The sequence below is a fragment of the Yimella lutea genome, assembly GCF_006715095.1.
Taxonomy (GTDB): Bacteria; Actinomycetota; Actinomycetes; order Actinomycetales; family Dermatophilaceae; genus Yimella; species Yimella lutea.
Window position 1 is genome coordinate 1,963,569 of record NZ_VFMO01000001.1, and the last position, 16,745, is coordinate 1,980,313.

Here is a 16,745-nt window from a genome sequence, read left to right on the forward strand (position 1 = left end):
GCGGTGGCGACATCATGACGAGTCCCACGGTTGCTCTGGTGCGGGCGGAGTTTGGTCGGGGCCGAGCAAGACTTGCCGGTGCGGCCACTCTCGCACTGACGGGCGCCGCCTGCGCGGTGGCTGCCCCTCTCCTCGTCGCCGGCGCCATCGGCGAACTTGCCGGTGGGAGGTCGGCTTGGGCGGACCTGATCATCGTGGCATTCGTATCGGTTGTCGGTGCCGTTGCCGGAGCTGGGTCGTCGTTCCTGGTGACGTCCGTCGGTGAATTGGCGGTTGCCGGGACTCGCATGGAACTGGTTCGCCGGGCACTGACGACCGACCTGACCACCTTGCGCACAGCGGGGACCGGCGAGATCACCTCCCGGATCGTGGGCGATGCGGGACAGATGAGGACATACACCGATGTCCTCGCCTCCGGTCTGCCGGTGTCAGCCCTGTCGGCGTGCGCGTTCACGGCGGTGATGATCTGGCTGGATTGGGTGCTCTTCGTTGTGGTGGTGTCGACATTCCTCGTCGCATCGCTGTCAATGCGGACATTCCTGCGAAGTACCCGTCGTGCGGGCCTTCGGCAGCAGGCCGCCCTCGGTCAGGTCACGCAACAGTTTCAATCGGTCATGGCCTCGGTCACCACGGTGAAGGCGTTCGGTGCCGAATCGACCATGTTGGAGCGGATCCGATCGGACGTCGAGGAAGTCGCGGCGAGCGGGGTTCGGGGCGCCCTTTCACAAAGTTGCATCACTCCACTGGCCGGTGTTGCGCAGCAGGTGGCGGTTGTCGGTGTGCTGGCGGTCGGCGGTTTGCGTGTCAGCTCCGGGGCGTTGTCGCTCGCGCACTTCGTCGCATTCCTCATGTACCTGTTCCAACTGGTTGGCCCGCTGGTCACGATCGCCCAGAGTCTGGGCCGAATCCAGCTGGCGCACAGTGCCATCGAACGAATGGACGAGGTCCTGCGGTTTCCGCCGGAGGCCAGCGGCGTGGCCCCGGCGTCAAGGGCGGAACCGAGTGATGACGAGCCGGCACTCTCGTTCCAGGACGTGCGGGTTCAAGTGAACGAGCACCATGTGCTTCGCGGTGTCACGCTGCAGGTGCCTCGTACGGGCATGGTCGCGCTCGTCGGGCCCAGCGGCGCCGGAAAGACATCGATCCTGAACGTCATCGAGGGGTTCCTTCCACTCACCTCGGGACGTATCACGATTCACGGTCATCCGATCGAGGCGTGGTCGGTTGCCGAGCGCCGCGCCCGAGTGAGCCTGGTCGAACAAAGGCCGACCCTCCTCAATGTCGCCCTCAGGCAGAACCTCACGCTCGGAGCGACGACTTGGGGAGGGGGTGACGAATCCGTGTGGTGCGCGCTGGAGAAGGTGAACCTGCGGGAAAAGGTCGAGTCCCTGCCGCACGGTTTGGACACCGTTGTTGACGAAGCGACGGGACTGTCCGGTGGTGAGATGCAGCGACTGGCGATTGCGCGAGCACTGTTACGGGACGCGGACATCGTCCTGTTCGACGAGCCGACATCGGCGTTGGACGAGGAGAACGAGAACGCGACAACCCGGGCCCTGCAATCGCTGGCAGCGGTGAAGGCGGTGGTCGTGGTCGCACATCGCCCTTCCTTGATCAGGAATGCCTGCACGGTGTACTCGGTCGATCGCGGCCGGGTCGTGACGCGGTACGACGCCGGTGACGGCAGGGAGAAGGGGTGTATCCGCAACCCTTAACCAATGGTCGGGACGCAGGCCCCCTGCTTTGGCTGTGGGGTAAGTCCCGACCGTGACGGATTACGGACCCGTCGGACCACTGGGGTGTGAGTATCCGGCAGCGCATGTACCCGACCCCGGCACAGTGGGGTGCCGAGCCTCGGGGCGGTAGCGTGTCGCCCGAGGTTCGCCGACGGGGTTGTCGGTGGCGGGTGGCAGGTTCCTCTCCCATAGCCGGACGCGCAGACCACCCGTCGCACCACGTCACCATGACAGCAGAATCGGAAACCGACGCAGTTCACCTCTTCCCGCCGTGCCGCGATGACTCAGAGCCTCCCGTTGAATACCCTGCCGGAAGGTTCCCCGGAGCCACCGCACCGACCACCACCGAGGACACGCGACAGACAAGCATGAGCATCCTTCCCGCCACAGAAGTGACCTCGCGGTTCTACGGTGTTCCGCTGCAACGTAGTGCTCGCGTCGAACTCGCTCCCCACGATGACAGTTGCGACTTCGACGAACTCGGTGCCTGGCTGACCGCGCACCGCGGCGATCGACTCGCGGTCGACCTCTTCTCCGGGGCCGGCGGTCTCAGTCACGGCCTCATCGATGCGGGTTGGACGACGGCTGTCGCGGTGGACAACGACGAACGTGCCCTCCAGACGCACCGGGCCAACTTCCCGGGTGCTTCCGTCGGACTCGACCTGGGCAGCTCGGATGATCGGGACATCCTCGTCGATGCGTTGAAGGACGCGACCATCGATCTGGTTGCCGGCGGCCCGCCCTGCCAGCCGTTCAGCCGGGCGGGGCGGAGCAAGATTCGCTCACTGGTGGACCGGGCCGGTCGGGATCCCCGTGATCGGCGCAAGGAGTTGTGGGCCGCCTACATGGACGTCGTCACCCGGCTGCGGCCGCGAGCGGTCATCATGGAGAACGTCCCCGACATGGGGCTGTCGGATGACTTCCGGGTGCTGCGCGTCATGGAGAGCAGGTTCGAGGCGCTCGGCTATGCGACCGATTACCGGATAGTCGAGGCGTGGCGGTACGGGGTGCCGCAGCATCGACGGCGCCTCATCCTCCTCGCCCGCCGCGACATCGACCGCTTCGACTGGCCGAAGGCGACCTCGCAGACAACGCTCGGTGACGCCATCGGGGATCTTCCCCCGCTCGAGGTGACCCCGCTCGAGGCGATCGGAGCGGCCGCGATGGGCTACCGCGGTCCCGCCACGACCCCATTCCAGAAACTCATGCGACGCGGTGCCGGACCGACGCTGCACGACCACCACACCCGCCGCGTGCGTGTGGACGACCATGACGTCTTCGCCTCGATGACCACGACGACGCTGTACAGCGATATCGAGGAGTCGAAGCGCCGCTACGCGGCGGACACGTTTCGTGACAAGTACAAGCGGCTCGACGCGAATGGTTTGAGTCGGACCATCACGGCGCACATCGCCAAGGACGGATACTGGTACATCCACCCCCACCAGCACCGAACCATTACCGTGCGTGAAGCGGCGCGCGTGCAGACCTTCCCCGACACGTTCCGATTCGCGGGGACGCGAAGCGACGCGTTCAAGCAGATCGGCAATGCGGTGCCCCCGATGCTCGGTGCTGCCGTCGCCCGGGCCGTGCTCCCGGTGGAGGGCCGCGCCACGATCGGGGACCTGCCGCACTGGGCCTGTACCAGGAAAGCCCTCGACCTCTGGGTCGGGGAGCAGCAGAAGGACCCCGTTGCCAAGTACTACCTGCCCGGACCCCGCATCAGCGTCACCCAGCATGCCGTCGCATCCGTCCTGGGGGGCGCACCCCGTGACGCGCTCCAGTCAGTGTTCGGTGCCGCGTACGGACCACTCGATGCCGAACGGTTCCTCGCGATTCTCGCGCGAGCAGGGTCCAGCCGCCGCCGCCTCGAAGGGCGGCTCGAGCAGGTCGTCGGACGTCCGGAACTGCTCGCCGACCCCGTCAACCTCGTCGACGCAGCGGGGTGGGGCAAATCAGAGGCCATGTTGCTCGCCGTCATGAGGGGTGTCGACCTGATCTGGTCGGGGAGCCCCGCTCAACGCGTCGCCTCGAGAATGCACGGTCAGGATCCGTCGAACACAGTGAATCGCCAGACCGATGGTCGCGCCCGGATCGCCCGCCTGGTCGGGGCGGGCGATGGTGCAGCAGCACGTATGGCGGCACTGCGTCTGCTTGGTGTCACGACGTGTGTCAGCGACCCGTTGTGCGGCTCGTGCCCGTTGAAGGAATTCTGCCCGTCGTCGAAGCCGTGAGTTCCCCCGGTAATCCCGAACCCGCCGTCAGCCTCCGGATGGCCGTACAACGGACCAGCGACACATCAGCGGAGATCAGGCTTCGTCGGGCGCTTCATCGGGCCGGCCTGCGGTACCGGGTACATGTGCCGGTTCCCGGTGCGCCACGCAGAACGATGGATATTGCGTTCACACGGCAACGGGTTGCCGTCCACGTCGACGGGTGCTTCTGGCACGGTTGCGAGGAGCATTTCGTCCGGCCGGGAACGAACAGTTCGTGGTGGCTGGCCAAGATCGACTCGAATCGGGCACGGGACGCCGAGACCGATGACCTGTTGCGGGTCGCCGGCTGGACCGTCCTCAGGGTCTGGGAACACGAACCCACGGAGAGCGCCGTCGAGCGCACCGTGCGTGTCGTGCGTGGCTGATCGCCGATCAGTTCCCGGGCCCCGAGCCACGCCACTGCGGATCACCCCGAGCGGGTCGGTGTCGGGCTGGTCCGGGTTAGGGGACTCTTGGCCGAAAAGTCGCTCGGCGCCCACGTACAGGTCCCGTGGCGGTGGCGGCAAGTTGATGATGAAATCCCGGGGATACAGATCCTCGCCCGCATCCGAGTCGGTGACCAACGGAGCGATGAGCACGTTCGCGAACGGAGTCGCGGTGTAGGCGACGTACGCATATTGTCCGAAGCGGTCCAACAGCTTGCGGATCTCCGCGTTGATGATGCTCGGTGCCAGCTCGCTCGAGGCATTTGCACCGGCCTCGACATCCGTATCCGACAGGTCGACGTCGTCGAGGAGGAGCTCATCCTCCTCGACCGCCGGGGACGTGCGATTGCCGCCGGTGTTGACGGATGCCTGGTCGCCCTCGTCGTCGATTACCAGGACGGGCACGCCACGGGGGACCGCATCGCCGATCCACTCGTTGAGCCGTCTCAGGCGGGAGGCGTTCTTCTTTACGACGAAAATAACCGCCTGATTGCCCTGAAGCATCGCGTGGTTGTCGACCGTTCCCGGGTTGAAGTCGCCCCACGGGGTGGAATCGGTCATCCATTGCCAGTGATGTCCGGCCCGTGGTTCCCCGACCCCACCGGCCCCCGTGCGTCCGAGCTCACGCTCCAACCGCCGCTGCGTCTGCAGGCGCAAACTGTTGTGGATTCCCGACAGTACGATGACGATGCGGTAACCGGCGTCGGCGGCCTTGGCGATGAGAGCGCTGAAGTTCCCGGTTTTGCCGGACTGCACGTGACCCAACACGAGGCCTCGCGTTCCGAAGGGCGCCCCGCGACCCGGCGGGGGTAGATGGCGAAGGATCATGTCGGTCGAGGTGTCCAGTGCGTCGACCTCGGGTGCTCGTCGGTCCACCGCTTCCGTGAGATAGGCGCGCAGACGAAGCCAGTAGTCGCCGGCGGACGGGTCGTAATCCCCCAGTCCTGCGGCCCACCCCCGGACAGGACGGTCGGGGAGGCCGGCCGTAGCAGGACGGTGCTGTCATGGAGCATGCATTGTCTCAGTTTGTCCGTCATCCCGTCGGGGACGACCGGGCCCAGTTCCGCCACGGCGCCGTCTAAGTCGGTGCCCCTGATCTCCATAGTCAGACGGACGATGTGGCACAACTTGTCGATCGCGTCACCAGCCGAGCTCACGGGCCACCTCCGGGTTGTTACGTGTCAGGTCCATCCGGATCCGGTGCAACGCTTCGACATCCCCGATGCGGTGAGCCGCACGTGTGAGGGCGCCGGCGACGCCGGTTTCGGTCGTCGGAGCGGTACGCGGTTCGAAAGCGGGGTCCGTCGGCCAACGCCGGGGGATGGGGTCGGGGGATGGGGTCGGGGGTGATCGGCGTCGCAGTCGCCGTTGTCATTGATTCGGGATCGCGGTTCGGTGTGGGGGAGGGGCGCGTCCTTGGCGGGGGTTGCGGTGTGGGGGTTTTGCGTCGGTAGGCCGCCTAGGCCGCCGACACAGTTCTGGACGCGATGGTGCTCAACTCCTCGCGCATCTCGGTTGGGATCACCACGACTGCTTTCGAGATGTTGATATGGAACGCGGGGTCCAGTGCAGGTTTGAAGTCGATCGCGATCCGGGCGAGCTTGATGTGCTCGTCCAGCGTGCGCAGGCGACTCCAACCGCCCCACTGGATGAGGCGGTCGGCGCGGTACACGTAGAACCCCTGATGGCGATTCCATTTGTTCGGACCGGCAGCTGCGTTGAATGCCTCGGTGGTGGAGAAGCTGGCCTTGTCGGGTAGCACGTAGGACTTGACCCGGACGATCTGCGGTTCGGAGCCCACGTGGATCCATAGGAAGTCGGTGCTGATCTCCCGCGTCGCCGGTTCGGAAACACAGAAGGGGTCCCAGGGCTGCAGCCCATTCCCATTGAGGGTGATTCGTAGTCTCTTGCGCCCGCCCACCTGCTGCGCGAGGAGCGGTGGAAAACCATGGACAGATGTTGGTCCAGTGAGTCCAAGAGACTCATCACATGTTTGCGGGCCCAGCCGCCGTACGGGTCCCGGTATTTCAGGATCCGGTGGAGCTTCTTCCATAGCACGACGGTGCCCGTCGTGCTCTGCAACGGCTGTATGAGATGGGCCGGACGTTCGTCGACCGGCAGGGTGACGACTTCCCAACGATTCGTCCTCGCGATGTGGTCCAGATCGAGCACCCGTGTCTCGATGCGTGCCCGTTCCGGAGCGATACGGGAGGCGACCTCGACCCGACGGCACATCGCGGTCGAGGCCGTCTTGAGTCCGAACCCGAACTTGCCCAAGTCGTCATCGTCGTAATCCCGCTTGGCGCCATACCGGAGCGCCTCGGTGATCTGTGCCGTGTCCATGCCGGACCCGTCGTCGGCGATCCGTATCGAGGATCCTCCGGGCTCGTGGTGGAAGTCGACCGCAATGTTCCCGGCACCCGCACTGATGCTTTTGTCGATCAGGTCCGCCACCGCCTGATTGAGGTCGTACCCGATGTCGCGCAGCGACTCGATCGTGCGCGACGCGTCCGGGACGATGTCAAAGCTGTCTCGCCGATTCAATTGCTTCCCCTTGAAGCTGTCATGTTGGCGGCACGATATCCGAGGAAGCGTCGCGAGTGGCGGAACATCATGTGCGCCATCCGGACGGCAAACAGTTGAGTAGAACCGTATCCATGCTATAAAACAGTCCAAACGGTCTGTATCGAAGGGGGTCCCATGCCCGAGTCCGCTCCGTTCCGCCCACGAGCCCGGATCGTGGGCACACTCGGCGCCGACCTCATCAGCAGCGAACGCGTCGCGCTCGTCGAACTCGTCAAGAATGCGTACGACGCCGACGCGACGACGTGCCTCATCGCATACGGACCCGCTGAATCCGGCACGGGCCGTGAACTAGTCGTGCTCGACGACGGTCACGGAATGACGCTTGACGAACTGACCTCCGGCTGGCTGGACCTGGCCGGAACCGCGAAAGTCAAGACCCGGCTGAGCGAGAGCAAGGGCCGCCCCCTGCTGGGGGAGAAGGGTGTTGGCCGACTGGCCGCGTCGCGGTTGGGCAGCGAACTCATGGTCACCACCCGTCGACGGGGTCACGAGGAATGCCAGTTGATGATCGACTGGGCGCAGTTCAGGAACCCCGACCTGTACCTCGACCAGATCGAGGTGGCCGTGACGACCGGCGAATCGGACGACCTCGGCCCCTACGGTCGGGCGAGCCGACTGCGCGACGAGGCGGGGGTCGAGCATGAAGGCTCGTACGGCACCATGCTGACGATCACCGGTGAGACGCAGGCGTGGACGCATGATGACGTAGCTGAGATCCAGCGGGCTCTGCAGCGTCTCGTCGCTCCCGCGACGGTCGGCACACGGTCCGACTTCAGAATCGTTCTGTCGCTTCCGAGCGAATTCGAGGATTTGGCCGGTGAGGTCGGACCGCCGCAGTTCACCACCGCCCCGCTGTACCGGCTGCGTGCCACGGTGGACGAATCGGGCGACGCCGTCATCGAATTCGACGGACAACACCCGGACCTCGTACCACGGTCAAAAACCCGGCATCTCTGGACGGCCGACCGGAAACCCGTGTGTGGCCCCTTCACCGTCGAGATCCGTGCGTGGGACCTAGACCGTGAGGGCATCGACCTCGCCGCACCGACGATGGGCGTGCGGGACTTCCGCCGTCAGCTCGCGATGATGGCGGGCGTAAGCATGTACCGGGACGGTTTCCGGCTGTTCCCGTACGGCGAGCGCGGCGACGACTGGCTCGGCCTCGACCTGCGACGGGTGAACCAACCCACGATGAGGGTGTCGAACAACCAGATCATCGGCTTCGTCTTCCTCTCACACTCGCGGAACCCGCTGTTGCAGGACCAGTCGAACAGGGAGGGGCTCATCGACAACGTCGCCTACGACGACCTGCGAACCATGGTGACAACTCTGACCGCCGAGCTGGAGGCGTTGCGGGTCAGCCTGCGACGCCGGGAGAAGCCGGCCGAGCCGACAGGCGGCCTGTTCGACAACCTGACCATCGACGACCTTCCCGACGTTCTGAGATCCCACGGTGCAAAGGCGGAAGTCATCGCGGAAGTCGAGCGCCGAGCCGAGTTGATCTCGGGAGCAGTCCAGGTTGTCAAGGACACCTTGACCCGCTTCCAGATGCACGCGACGCTCGGACAACTCGTCGATCGGGTCGTGCACGAGGGGCGCAACGCGATCGCTCCGCTACGGAACAAGGCCAACCTGCTGTCGCGTGCCGTCGAGAGGTCCGACGACAACGCAATCACCAAACGCCGTGACGAGCTCCTCTCGACGGTGGAATCGCAGGCGTCGCTGCTCGGCGCCCTTTTCGACGGGCTCGACCCGCTCAGCGGCCGCAAACGTGGTCGGCCCGCGAACGTCAACGCGATGCGTGCCATCAATGAAGCGGTCAGGGCGAGCGACACGACGCTGTGCCCAACGGCGACCATCACGGTCGAGGGCAACGACACCAGGGTGCGATGGGCGGAATCGGACATCATCTTGGCCGTCGTCAACCTCATCAACAACGCCCTCTACTGGCTATCCGGGTCCGGCAATCGGGACAAGGCCGTTCGGGTCACGTTCACCAGGGTTGCGGACGACCAGGTACTCATTCGCGTATCCGATAACGGTCCGGGAGTGGACCCCCAGTACGAAGGGCACATCTTCGACCCCTACTTCTCGTTGAAATCCAACGGTGTAGGGCTCGGGCTGTCAATCGTCGGCAGCATCGCGGACAACTACGGGGGGGCACTCACCCTCTCCGAACACCCGGAGCTCGGTGGGGCGAGCTTCGAACTCACCCTTGGGAGGCACGTATGACGGGAATGGATTCATCGGAGGCGCTGAGGGTCCTCGTCGTGGACGACCAAGCCAGTGCCCGCGAGACGGTGACGGATCGGCTGGAGGTGGTCTCGGAGGACACCGGTCTCAGCTTCGACCCGGACTGTTACGACAGTTTCGAGGCAGCGGCAGCCGCGTCCAGGAGTCGTGAGTTCGACCTCGCGATCGTCGACCTTCGCGACGGCCAGTCCGACCACATCCCCGGGAACGACCGTGGTCTGCAATTGTTCGGGACGATGAAGTCTTGGGGCTTTGTGCCAACCGTGTTCTATACGGCGTACGCGAGCGATATCGGCGCCGAACTGCGCGACCTCCGATTCGTGCGGGTGGTGCCGAAGGAACACACAGAACAACTCGATGTCGCCGTGCGGGATCTGATCGAGTCCGGAGCCGTCACCGCTGCGCGTGACGTGAAGGGTGCGGTACGCGACGAACTGCGTAACTTCATGTGGTCCCAAGCGGATCGACCATCGGACGAGACGCCGGAAGACCTGCGTTCGCAGGTGTTCCGGCGGGCAGCCGCTCGACTCGACCGTCTCGCACCGGAGGGAGCGACCGGTGCGGGACCGTCACGAATGTATTTGGTTCCCCCGATGTCGCAGGACCCGGAATGCGGTGCCGTCCTCCGGGACCGCGACGACGAGTGGTGGGTGGTCGCGACCCCGGCGTGTGACCTGGTGATGCGCGGTGGCAAGAGGAAAGCCGGGTTCATTCGACTGCTGCGTGCGAAGCCGCTGGAGGAGATGGGCATCAAACACCGGAACGACGTCGCGACCGGTTCGAAACCCCGGTTCTTCCACCTGGCGGCGCACGGCCCGATCCCCGAGTTGGTGGTGGACCTCCAGCACGTGCGCTCCGAACCGTGTGAATGGTGGTCGTCCACCGCGCGGGGAACGATCGAGGCCACGCTTGACGCCCCCTTCGCAGAAGCCCTTCTCGTCCGTTACGGGCAGTATGCGGGCAGGGTCGGGACGCCGACCCTGGACAAGGATCGACTTGGTAACTGACCCGGGTCGCCCCGACGCCGGCACGGACATCGACTCCTTCGGCGAGGGAAGCGGTCTTGACGGCTTGGAAATAGTGAAGAAGGGCGTGATGAAGACATGATGTTCACAGAGTTGCCTGTGATCAGTGGAACGGGCCGGGAACAGCCCATGTTGCGCGAATATCTGACATACCAGCGGGTAGTGGTCAGGCGCAAGGCGGAGGGACTGAGCGACGGACAGCTTCGTGCTCGACTTTCAGGTCATCCCTCTGCCCTGACCGTTGGCGGGATTCTGAAACATCTCAGCTGGGTGGAGGTCAAGTGGGCTGAGGCGGTGTTCCGGGGAATTCCATACGAGTTGATCCAGGAACCCTGGGCTTCCCGACGGGGCACAGACGCCGAGTGGGAGTGGGATACAAGGGGAGAATCCGGGGAGCAGGTACTAGCTCTTTACGACAGGGCCACACGGGTTGCCGACGACGTTTACGACTCGGTGCTGGACTTCGACCGGGTGGGGGTACGGGCGGGATCTGAAGATCCCGGCCAAACTCCCGACGCTGACGCGCCGTCGTACGCGCTGCGTTGGATCCTGTTGCACCTCATTCAGGAGTACAGCAGGCATGCCGGGCACTTGGATCTGCTCAGAGAACAAATCGATGGTTCCACGGGGGATTGATCGCCTCACGCCAGTGCATTCGTGAGACTGACGTCCCAGGTGTCGGCACCGGACAGCAGTTGCTGCAGGTCGGCGTCGGCCACCTGTTCGCCGCCGGTGGCCTGGTCGATCTGGGCGCGTACACGGTCGTCGTACGTCGGCACCTCGACCTGGCGGAAGATGCCCATCGGTACGTGCGCGAACGACGGGTCGTCCAGCCGCGACAGCGCGAACGCGAGACCGAGGTCGGTGGGGTCGTGGTGGACGATGCGATTCGGATCGGCGTCCGCCTCGGGAACGACGGCGAGAGAACCGTTCTCGGCGCTGACGACCACGCGCACGTCGTCGCCGGTGCCGGCACGGACGGGTTCGCCGGGCACGAGGTGCAACAGGCGCGCGGTCGCCTCGTCACGGTCCTTCAGCAGTTCGAAGGCGCCGTCGTTGAAGATCGGGCAGTTTTGGTAGATCTCCACCAGCGACGTACCGCGGTGTGCCGCAGCGGCTTTCAGCGTCTCGGTGAGGTGCTTGCGGTCGGAGTCCATGGTGCGGGCGACGAACGTGCCCTCGGCTCCGAGCGCCAGCGAGACCGGGTTGAACGGCCGGTCTACCGAACCGGCGGGCGACGACTTCGTCACGGCACCGACGTCCGAGGTGGGGGAGTACTGACCCTTGGTGAGGCCGTAGATCTTGTTGTTGAACAACAGGATCGTCAGGTTCACGTTGCGGCGCAGCGCGTGGATCAGGTGGTTGCCACCGATCGACAGCGCGTCGCCGTCACCGGTCACGACCCACACCGACAGGTCACCGCGCGAGGTGGCGAGCCCGGTCGCGATGGCCGGGGCGCGGCCGTGGATCGAGTGCATGCCGTAGGTGTCGAGGTAGTACGGGAAACGGCTGGAGCAACCGATGCCGGAGACGAACACGATGTTCTCGCGCTTGAGGCCGAGTTCGGGAAGGAAGCCCTGGACGGCGGCGAGGATCGCGTAATCGCCGCAGCCAGGGCACCAGCGCACTTCCTGATCGGAGGTGAAGTCCTTCTTGGTCTGCTTCGCGTCGGTGGTCGGGACGCCGGCGGTGCCGCCGCCGATGGTGGCGGGCATGCCCAGGTCGATGCTCACTGCGAGACCCCCTCGAGGTGTTCGGTGATGACGGTGGCGAGTTCGGTTGCGGTGAAAGGCAATCCGCGGACGGCGGTGTGCGACTTGATGTCGACGAGGTACTTGCTGCGCAGCAGCATCGCGAGCTGGCCGAGGTTCATCTCCGGCACGATCACCCGGTCGTATGACTTGAGCACGGTTCCGAGGTTCGCCGGGAACGGGTTGAGGTGGCGGACGTGTGCGGTGGCCAGTTCGGCGCCGCCGGCACGCACCAGCCGTGCCGCGGCCTGGATCGGTCCGTAGGTCGAACCCCAGCCGAGCACCAGCACCTTGGCCTTGCCGCTCGGGTCGTCGACCTCGACGTCGGGCACCTCGATGCCGGCGATCTTGGCGGCGCGGGTGCGCACCATGTGGTCGTGGTTGGCCGGGTCGTAGCTGATGTTGCCGGTGATGTCGGCCTTCTCGATACCGCCGACGCGGTGCTCGAGACCGGGGGTGCCGGGCACGGCCCACGGCCGAGCGAGCGTCTCCGGATCGCGCTTGTAGCCGTGGAAGACCGGTTTGCCGTCGGCGTCCACGTCGTTGGGCTCGGTGGTGAATTCGACTGTCAGATCGGGCAGTTCGTCCACGGATGGCACCAGCCACGGCTCGGAACCATTGGCCAGGTAACCGTCGGACAGCACGATGACCGGGGTGCGGTACTTCGTGGCCATGCGAACGGCGTCCAGCGCGGCGTCGAAGCAGTCGATCGGGGTGCACGGCGCGATGACGGCCACGGGGGACTCGCCGTTGCGGCCGAACATCGCCTGCAGCAGGTCTGATTGTTCGGTCTTGGTCGGCAGGCCGGTGGACGGGCCACCGCGCTGCACGTCGACGATCACCAGGGGCAGTTCGAGGGAGACCGCGAGGCCGATGGTCTCGGCCTTGAGCGCGAGGCCGGGTCCGCTGGTCGTGGTGACAGCGAGCGACCCACCGAACGACGCGCCGAGTGCGGCACCGACAGCGGCGATCTCGTCCTCGGCCTGCAGCGTCATGACGTTGAAGCGCTTGAGCCCCGACAGGGTGTGCAGCAGATCGGACGCCGGCGTGATCGGGTAGCTGCCGAGTGTCAGCGGGATGCCCGCACGGTGCGACGCAGCCACCAATCCGTAGGCGAGAGCTACGTTTCCGGTGATGTTGCGGTAGGTGCCCTGCGGCATCGGGGCCGGCGCGATCTCGTACTGGACTCCGAACGCCTCGGTCGTCTCGCCGTACGCGTGACCGGCGTGCAGTGCCTTGATGTTGGCGGCGAGGATGTCGGGCAACTTGGCGAACTTGGTGGACAGGAACTTCTCGGTGCCCTCCAGCGGACGCGAGTACATCCACGACAGCAGGCCGAGCGCGAACATGTTCTTCGCGCGTTCCTTGTCCTTGCGGCTCAGGCTCTCGAACTCCTGAAGCGCCTCGACGGTGATCGAGGTCAGCGGGACAGGGTGCACCTGCCATGAGGCGAGGGATTCATCGTCCAACGGGCTGGTGGTGTAACCGACCTTGGCCAGGTTGCGCTTGGTGAACTCGTCGGTGTTGACGATGACCGTCGCGCCGCGTGGCAGATCACCCAGATTCGCTTTGAGTGCAGCGGGATTTATCGCCACGAGCACGTCGGGCGCGTCACCCGGGGTGAGCACGTCGTGGTCGGCGAAGTGCAGCTGGAAGCTGGAGACACCCGGCAGCGTGCCCTGGGGCGCGCGGATCTCGGCGGGGAAGTTGGGCAACGTCGACAGGTCGTTGCCGAGCGAGGCCGCCTCGGCGGTGAATCGGTCACCGGTCAACTGCATGCCGTCGCCGGAGTCGCCGGCGAAACGAATGACCACACGGTCGAGTGCTTGGGACTGCTTACTTCTCACTGTTGGCCCCACAACTGGAATCAACCGCCGTAGCGATCATTGCGAGGCCGTCCGCGAGCCAGAGCGTGTGGTGATCTCCGGGAACAGAGCGTTCACGTAGGGCCGGGATGAACGTTGGCCATTCAGTCGGCGACAGCCCGGAGTCGCGGGCCGTCAGATGCATCGCTGGACCGTAATAGGTTTCAGTGGGCGTGTACGCGTATGACGCGGCGACCAAGGCCCGAAAGATCGTGTAGCGCTCCGTCAAGAAGCCGGCGTCCAGGTCGTCGAATCCCCAATCGCCGGATCGTTCCAGTCGCACGAACAGATCGTGCGCATCGTCGTCAGGGGCGGTTTCGATCACTGGAGCAACCTGCTCAAGGATGGCCGATTGATTGCCGAACAGCTCCTGCAGGAATCGCAGGACCAATTGCTTCTCCGGCGGAAGGCTCGCAATACGCGGAACACTCACATCCACGAGGACGAGGGCCTTGACGCTGACATCACCGACGTGTTGCAACCGGCAGGCTATGGCGTGGGCGATGATGCCCCCCAACGACCATCCGAGGAGAGCAACATCGGACCCCTCGACGGTTTGCATCACCTCCCGTACGTCGTCGCTGTACACGGCAGCAAGGTCCCGGATGGAGGGTGCCGCACGGCCTGACCCGGGTAAGGATGGTGCTTGAACCCCGTAGGTTCGCTGCCCAGCTTGGAGCGACTTGGCCAGTTCGTAGTAGTGGAAAGGTGAGCCGGAACTGGGATGCACACAGAACAGGTGGACTCCCTCACCTTCTGTGTTGAGGGGGACGAGCGAGGCCGGGAGGCGGGTTTGTTGCTGTTCACTGGACACTGGACGCTGTCCTGTCTGACGCGTTGAGTGCTTCCGTTGCGGCTGCGGCAACGGCCCGGATTGTCGGGTCGGCGTACATGGTTCGAACACTCAGCTTTATCCCCAGCTTCTTGTTGACACGGCTGATGACACGCATTGCTCGCAAGGAGCTGCCGCCAGCGTCGAAGAAGTTGTCGTCGGGACCAAGATGCGTAACTTCGAGAACGTCTGTGAATGCCTGTGCCACGTCCTCCTGAACTGCGCTGTCGCGGGGAGCCCGCGAGTCGATACCGCTCTCTGGTTCGGAAGGGCCCGTTCGGGCGACGGCCGCCGTGTGTGGGGGCTCTCCGGAGGTGACTGGCTGCAGATCCATATCCCGTCCCCAGACGGCATGCAGTCCGGTGGGGCGGGTGGGCACACAGGTCACGCTGCCCGTAGTAGCGATCTGATCCGCCACCTCATCGGTCCACGGGGACAGACCGAGTACCACTTCACCCGGGATGCCGCGTGGTGTGAGGTTGCCTTGGGCGTCGACCACGGCGAGAGGGAGATCACGTGCGTCGGGAAGGGCGGCGTCGAGATTGATCCGCGAGGTTCGCGGGCCCCGTCCGGCGGCCACGAGTTCGGTGGCTTCATCCGTGGGGACCATCGCCAGACTCGAGAGTCTCATCGTTGGGTTGGTCGCTCCCTGTCGGATGACCTCTTCGAGGTGGCCAAGCAGTCCCATGATGCGCCACTCGTCGAAGAGGTGCGTCGAATACTCCGCGGATACCTGGATGTCTTCGCCGGAGTCGAAAAGATTGAGGGACACGTCGAAACGTGAGGTGTCGGATCTGGGCGGGATGAACTCAACGTCGACGCCCGTGAGCGTGAGGGTCTGGCCCGCGCTACTGGCGTCCAGGACCTGCAGGCTAACCTGGAACAGGGGATTCTGGTTTGCGGCACGAGCCGGGGCCACCTGTTCGACCACCATGGAGAACGGCGCCTCCTGGTGATCCATGAGTTCGAACAGGCTCTCCATGACCTGCTCTCGTAGCTCGGCGAAGGTCAGTTCGGGATTCGGGTGCGAGCGCAACACGGTCATGTTGATGAACATGCCGACCACGCCTTCCCACTCTGCGTCGATGCGCCCGAGCATCGGAATCCCAATTGGGATGTCCGTGCTTGTCGAGTATCGGCTGAGCACCACCGAAAGTGCCGCGCCGATTACGGCAAGTGTGGAGGTTCCGCCCTCAGCCGCTGACTTCTTGACTGCCGTGTAGGCCGTCCGATCCATGGCACGTACGAACGTGTCACCGGGTTGGGCCACTGCGTCGTTGGATGCAGCGGCTAGGGCGCGCGAGCGTTCGGTGGGAAGCTGCAGTGGTGCGAGTCCCTTGAGTCGTTCGGTCCAGAAACTGAGTTCCTCAGCAAGGACGTTGGGTGTCAGACGGGCCCGCTGATTGGTGATGAAGTCGATGTAGGTGGGGTCCGACGACTGGGGGAGCATCTGTTTGCCCTCGACCACGGCGTTATAGAAGCGGCTGAGGTCGTCGTTCACGATCGATGAGGACCATCCATCCAAGATCGAGTGGTGGAAGCACTCCAGAAAAAAGAACTCGTCCTCGGTGAGCTGTATGAGCTCGAAGAAGAACAGGGGGCCGACCGTGAGATTGAAACGTTGATTCTGCCGTCTGTTCACCTCGTCGGACAGCCATTGCTGGCGGGACGTCGGGTCCAAGGATCGGAGGTCGATGACCGGAAGTCCGACATGGACGCTGTCGGCCTCAGCCGCGACAACGCGGGGGGTGCCATTGCCGTCGTGAAAGGTCATGCGGAGCGCGTCATGTCGTGCGACAACGGCAGCTATGGATTCGCGGAGGAGGTCGGCTCTGACTTCGCCGGTCAGTCCCCAACTCAGCATGATGTTGTAGGCGCTGCCACCGGAAGAAAGTTGGTCAAGGAACCACAATTGTTCCTGTGCGAACGACGCACGAACAGCCTCGATCGGTGCAGCGGAAGATTGGTTCATTGATGTGATCCTCTCCATGGTTAT

Annotated in this window: 12 protein-coding genes and 1 pseudogene; 7 read left to right on the forward strand and 6 right to left on the reverse strand. The window is 64.7% G+C overall.

The genetic code is table 11. The annotated features are described in order from the left end of the window. Positions 1-14: 14 nt before the first annotated feature. The 4 genes from FB459_RS09425 to FB459_RS09440 all read left to right on the forward strand — a co-directional run bounded on the left by FB459_RS09425 (position 15) and on the right by FB459_RS09440 (position 5,250). Positions 15-1,715: an ABC transporter ATP-binding protein gene (locus FB459_RS09425; RefSeq protein WP_170221816.1), complete on the forward strand. Its 1,701-nt coding sequence runs from the start codon at positions 15-17 to the stop codon at positions 1,713-1,715. A gap of 389 nt (positions 1,716-2,104) precedes the next feature. Further along, a complete protein-coding gene (gene dcm / locus FB459_RS09430; RefSeq protein ID WP_141928282.1) occupies positions 2,105-3,970 on the forward strand; it encodes a DNA (cytosine-5-)-methyltransferase in 1,866 nt (621 codons plus the stop codon). A 38-nt stretch (positions 3,971-4,008) separates the two neighbouring features. Further along, positions 4,009-4,377 (forward strand): very short patch repair endonuclease, encoded by a 369-nt coding sequence (locus tag FB459_RS09435; protein WP_141929497.1) that lies wholly within the window; start codon positions 4,009-4,011, stop codon positions 4,375-4,377. A 252-nt stretch (positions 4,378-4,629) separates the two neighbouring features. Then, positions 4,630-5,250 carry a hypothetical protein gene (locus FB459_RS09440; RefSeq protein WP_141928283.1) on the forward strand — a complete coding sequence of 207 codons (621 nt, stop codon included), beginning with the start codon at positions 4,630-4,632 and terminating at the stop codon, positions 5,248-5,250. Between the two features lie 646 nt (positions 5,251-5,896). On the opposite strand, the gene FB459_RS17800 is transcribed toward FB459_RS09440, so the two are convergent. Together FB459_RS17800 and FB459_RS18230 are read right to left on the reverse strand one after the other, a co-directional pair. Further along, the gene (locus FB459_RS17800; RefSeq protein WP_246092401.1) at positions 5,897-6,238 is read right to left on the reverse strand and encodes a hypothetical protein; all 342 of its coding nucleotides are present in this window, start codon (positions 6,236-6,238) and stop codon (positions 5,897-5,899) included. 362 nt (positions 6,239-6,600) lie between these two features. After that, positions 6,601-6,891, reverse strand: a pseudogene (locus FB459_RS18230) (ATP-binding protein); the annotation flags it as partial. 246 nt (positions 6,892-7,137) lie between these two features. Here FB459_RS18230 and FB459_RS09450 point away from each other — a divergent pair. The 3 genes from FB459_RS09450 to FB459_RS09460 all read left to right on the forward strand — a co-directional run bounded on the left by FB459_RS09450 (position 7,138) and on the right by FB459_RS09460 (position 10,937). Continuing rightward, positions 7,138-9,255: a sensor histidine kinase gene (locus FB459_RS09450; RefSeq protein WP_141928284.1), complete on the forward strand. Its 2,118-nt coding sequence runs from the start codon at positions 7,138-7,140 to the stop codon at positions 9,253-9,255. Between the two features lie 38 nt (positions 9,256-9,293). After that, entirely contained in the window at positions 9,294-10,283 is a 990-nt protein-coding gene (locus FB459_RS09455) for a hypothetical protein (protein ID WP_141928285.1), read from the forward strand. Between the two features lie 96 nt (positions 10,284-10,379). Continuing rightward, positions 10,380-10,937 (forward strand): DinB family protein, encoded by a 558-nt coding sequence (locus FB459_RS09460; RefSeq protein WP_141928286.1) that lies wholly within the window; start codon positions 10,380-10,382, stop codon positions 10,935-10,937. A gap of 5 nt (positions 10,938-10,942) precedes the next feature. Here the strand turns inward: FB459_RS09460 and FB459_RS09465 are convergent, their stop codons facing one another. The 4 genes from FB459_RS09465 to FB459_RS09480 are packed head-to-tail and all read right to left on the reverse strand — an operon-like array spanning position 10,943 to position 16,739. Then, positions 10,943-12,034 carry a 2-oxoacid:ferredoxin oxidoreductase subunit beta gene (locus tag FB459_RS09465; RefSeq protein WP_141928287.1) on the reverse strand — a complete coding sequence of 364 codons (1,092 nt, stop codon included), beginning with the start codon at positions 12,032-12,034 and terminating at the stop codon, positions 10,943-10,945. Next, positions 12,031-13,899: a 2-oxoacid:acceptor oxidoreductase subunit alpha gene (locus tag FB459_RS09470; RefSeq protein ID WP_141928288.1), complete on the reverse strand. Its 1,869-nt coding sequence runs from the start codon at positions 13,897-13,899 to the stop codon at positions 12,031-12,033. Before FB459_RS09470 ends, FB459_RS09465 begins: the two co-directional genes overlap by 4 nt. Further along, positions 13,889-14,821: an alpha/beta fold hydrolase gene (locus FB459_RS09475; RefSeq protein WP_141928289.1), complete on the reverse strand. Its 933-nt coding sequence runs from the start codon at positions 14,819-14,821 to the stop codon at positions 13,889-13,891. The genes FB459_RS09470 and FB459_RS09475 overlap by 11 nt, the downstream gene beginning before the upstream one ends. Beyond that, the gene (locus tag FB459_RS09480) at positions 14,721-16,739 is read right to left on the reverse strand and encodes a condensation domain-containing protein (protein WP_141928290.1); all 2,019 of its coding nucleotides are present in this window, start codon (positions 16,737-16,739) and stop codon (positions 14,721-14,723) included. Before FB459_RS09480 ends, FB459_RS09475 begins: the two co-directional genes overlap by 101 nt. Positions 16,740-16,745: the final 6 nt, after the last annotated feature.

Bases quoted from the DNA above. Each gene is read 5' to 3' on its own strand.
- FB459_RS09425 (WP_170221816.1), top strand. From the start codon at position 15: ATGACGAGTCCCACGGTTGCTCTGGTGCGGGCGGAGTTTGGTCGGGGC.
- dcm (WP_141928282.1), top strand. From the start codon at position 2,105: ATGAGCATCCTTCCCGCCACAGAAGTGACCTCGCGGTTCTACGGTGTT.
- FB459_RS09435 (WP_141929497.1), top strand. From the start codon at position 4,009: ATGGCCGTACAACGGACCAGCGACACATCAGCGGAGATCAGGCTTCGT.
- FB459_RS09450 (WP_141928284.1), top strand. From the start codon at position 7,138: ATGCCCGAGTCCGCTCCGTTCCGCCCACGAGCCCGGATCGTGGGCACA.
- FB459_RS09460 (WP_141928286.1), top strand. From the start codon at position 10,380: ATGATGTTCACAGAGTTGCCTGTGATCAGTGGAACGGGCCGGGAACAG.
- FB459_RS09480 (WP_141928290.1), bottom strand. From the start codon at position 16,739: ATGGAGAGGATCACATCAATGAACCAATCTTCCGCTGCACCGATCGAG.